Raw genomic sequence first — 3,407 nt, forward strand, 5'->3', positions numbered from 1 at the left:
TATCTTTTTAGTGCCCTCGGATTGGGTCATAGTGTCTGTCGGTACCAAAGCATCGGCGTTGCCTTGATCCAAACCTACCAAAAAGGGACAGGTTTATTTTGGTCGGTTTTATCTGGGCAAACGTGGTCGTCTATCGCAATATGGTCGTTGGGGACGTTCTTGTTTGACTAGTCGTTTAAGAACGTCCCCAACGACTACATAGCATGAGAGTGGATAATCTCCCGGTTTGAGCCTGCATTCAAGCTCAAAGTGGGAGATTATCCACTCTCATTTGTTGTATGTCCGAAAATCCACGCTCGTTTAAATTCTGCCTACATTTGCAGGAACAGTTCGTGGAGGCGGGTGTCTTCGTCGAGCTCGGGGTGGAAGGTGACGCCGAGCTGGTTGCCTTGGCGGGCGGCGACGATGCGACCGTCGACTTCGGCTAGGGCCTCAGTGTCGCCGTGCACTTCGACGATGCGGGGCGCGCGGATAAACGTCAGCGGCACCTCACAGTCGATACCGCCTACCTGCCCCTTGGTGCGAAAGCTGCCGAGCTGTCTGCCGTAAGCATTGCGCTCAACGAGCACATCCATGGTTGCCAAGCGCGGCGTCCCCTTATCGTCGTGGGCGGCAAGATCGCGCGCCAACAGAATCAAGCCGGCGCAGGTGCCCAGGACGGGCATGCCCTCAACAATGCGGGTGCGAAGCTCATCGAGCATACCAAGCTCGGCAAGTAACTTGCCCTGAACGGTGGACTCGCCGCCGGGGAGGACCAGGCGGTCAAAGTTCTGCTGCAAATCGGCCGCCTGCCTCATCTCGATACAACGTGCGCCCAGCTCGGACAGTCTTGCCTCGTGCTCGGCACAAGCGCCCTGGACCGCCAGCACGGCGACCGTTTGGTCTGCATAATCGCTCATGTGCGATCCTTTCTGCTGGACTAGCGCCCGCGCTCCTCCATGATGATCTCGATTTCGTCGGCGTTGATGCCCACCATGGCCTCGCCCAGGTCCTCCGAAAGCTCGGCGATGAGCTTGGCGTCGGTGAAGTTTGCCACGGCCTTGACGATGGCGGCGGCGCGCTTGGCGGGGTCGCCGCTCTTAAAGATGCCCGAGCCAACAAAGACGCCCTCGGCGCCCAGCTGCATCATCAGCGCGGCGTCGGCGGGGGTCGCGACTCCGCCGGCGGCAAAGTTTACGACGGGGAGCTTGCCCGCGGCATGGACCTCGCGCACCAGCTCGACCGGAACCTGCAGCTGCTTGGCTGCCTCAAAGAGCTCGTCGTCGCGCAGGGCAACAACGTCGCGGATCTGCTTTTGGATCTTGCGCATATGGCGCACGGCCTGAACGACGTCGCCCGTGCCCGGCTCGCCCTTGGTGCGAATCATCGTGGCGCCCTCGGCAACACGGCGCAGTGCCTCGCCCAGATCGCGGGCGCCGCAGACAAACGGCACGTCAAACTGGGTCTTGTCGATGTGATAGACATCATCGGCGGGGGAGAGGACCTCGGATTCGTCGATGTAGTCGATTTCGATGGCCTGCAGGATCTGCGCCTCGACAATGTGGCCGATGCGGCACTTGGCCATAACGGGGATGGAGACAGCTTTTTGGATGCCCTTGATCATCTTGGGATCACTCATGCGCGAGACGCCGCCTGCGGCGCGGATGTCGGCCGGGATGCGCTCGAGCGCCATGACGGCGCAGGCGCCCGCCTCCTCGGCGATGCGTGCTTGCTCGGGCGTGGTGACGTCCATGATGACGCCGCCCTTGAGCATCTGCGCGAGCTCGCGATTGAGTTTGACGCGATCGGCCTTGCTGGTCTGTTCTGCCATGGTTGCTCCCTTGGTTGGCATGTGCATTGCTTAACGGAACATCCTATCGGGGAGCTGGGTATGGCGAAATACTCAGTTTTCGAGATAATAACAAGGTCAGACTAATGCCAGATTGAATGATTCAATAAGGTCAGGTGATAGACCCATGCTTGACTACAATTTGGAAAATCGCGGCGAAGCATCGCTTTATGAGTATGTTTACCAGCAAATTCGCGATGATATTGTTGCTGGCCGTATTGCGGCGGGGGAGCATCTGCCGTCTAAGCGCGCCTTTGCGAGTCATCTGGGTATCAGTGTCATTACCATCGAGAATGCATATAGCCAGTTGCTTGCCGAGGGCTATATTTGCTCAATGCCGCGTCGTGGCTACTACGCGTGCGAGCTCCCGGATGCGCCGGTTTTGGCTTTGGCTGCGGGGGATATCGACCGAGATGCTGTCCCTGTTGGTCCCAGCGCGCATGATGCCATGGGGCAGGCAGAGCGATTCGACGCACTTTCTCCTTCCGCTTTGGAGGCGGCGCGGCTTTGGCAAAGTGCGCTACGGGCGACGCTGACGTCCGAAGACGAACGTGAAATCTTTTCGCCCGCACCGGCGCAGGGCACCGCTCGACTGCGACGTGCGATTGCGCGCCATCTGCGCGGGACAAGGGGCATGAATGTCAATCCCGACAATATCGTTATCGGTGCGGGCGCCCAGCTGCTCGATACCATGTTGGTTCAGTTGCTTGGCGCGGACAAGGTGTATGCCGTCGAGGATCCAGGCTATTTGCGCTTGACGCGCATCTATCAGGCCATGGGTTGCGAAGTGCGGCATGTCCCGTTGGATGCTGAGGGCGTGGACTTGAGCGCGCTGCAGAAAACCGGGACCGATGTCCTTCACCTGATGCCGTCTCATCAGTATCCGACCGGTCTTGTGACGAGCATTGCACGTCGCTATGCGTTGCTGAGCTGGGCCGCCGAGCGGCCAGGTCGGTATCTCATCGAAGACGACTTTGATTGTGAGTTTCGCCTTGCCGGCAAGCCGATTCCCGCGCTCGCGTCGATCGATGCCGCCCAGTCGGTTATCTACACCAACACGTTTTCGAAGAGCCTTTCATCGGCGTTACGTTTGGCGTACATGGTGCTGCCCGATGAACTAATGGAGAGGTTTAAACGCAACCTTGGTTTCTACGCCTCGTCGGTAAGTTCTGTTGATCAGGTTGCCTTGGCGCGTTTGCTGGAATCGGGTGATTACGAGCGACATGTGAACCGCGTGCGCGTTCGTGCTCGTGGGGCGCGTGATGGCCTGGCGGCGCTTGTACGGAAAACGTTTCCGGCAGGGGAAGTCTCGATCGAGTACGCGGACGCCGGCCTTTACTGCGTCGTGGCCGTGGAGTGTGACGCGGGCGGAAGCTCTTTTGCACGGGCCCTCACGCGCTCGAGCATCCCTTTTATCGATATCGGTGACTGTTTTTGGTGTGCCGATGGCGCATCTGTCCCTGAAAACTCAACTCAAATTCTTGTTCAGTATGACGATCTGAGTCCAAAAGTACTAACTACCTTGGAATTGCAGCTAATGGGGGGTGTTCCTATAGTTTTGTCAACTGGGAAATGCTCT

At 58.6% G+C, this 3,407-nt stretch carries 3 protein-coding genes; 1 reads left to right on the forward strand and 2 read right to left on the reverse strand.

What is annotated here, in order from left to right:
- Nucleotides 1-311: 311 nt before the first annotated feature.
- Together pdxT and pdxS are read right to left on the reverse strand one after the other, a co-directional pair.
- Nucleotides 312-899 carry a pyridoxal 5'-phosphate synthase glutaminase subunit PdxT gene (gene pdxT, locus DWY03_RS09895; protein WP_117840753.1) on the reverse strand — a complete coding sequence of 196 codons (588 nt, stop codon included), beginning with the start codon at nt 897-899 and terminating at the stop codon, nt 312-314.
- A gap of 20 nt (nt 900-919) precedes the next feature.
- The gene (gene pdxS, locus DWY03_RS09900) at nt 920-1,810 is read right to left on the reverse strand and encodes a pyridoxal 5'-phosphate synthase lyase subunit PdxS (RefSeq protein WP_117840755.1); all 891 of its coding nucleotides are present in this window, start codon (nt 1,808-1,810) and stop codon (nt 920-922) included.
- A 145-nt stretch (nt 1,811-1,955) separates the two neighbouring features.
- Between pdxS and DWY03_RS09905 the strand changes: the two genes are divergently transcribed.
- A partial coding sequence (locus DWY03_RS09905; protein WP_147335446.1) for a PLP-dependent aminotransferase family protein occupies nt 1,956-3,407 on the forward strand: 1,452 nt, incomplete at its 3' end.

Origin of the sequence: Collinsella sp. AF23-2 (assembly GCF_003459245.1) — a bacterium.
In the GTDB taxonomy this organism is placed as follows: Bacteria; Actinomycetota; Coriobacteriia; order Coriobacteriales; family Coriobacteriaceae; genus Collinsella.

Coding starts and splice junctions, on each gene's coding strand:
- pdxT (WP_117840753.1), bottom strand. CDS start 899: ATGAGCGATTATGCAGACCAAACGGTCGCCGTGCTGGCGGTCCAGGGC.
- pdxS (WP_117840755.1), bottom strand. CDS start 1,810: ATGGCAGAACAGACCAGCAAGGCCGATCGCGTCAAACTCAATCGCGAG.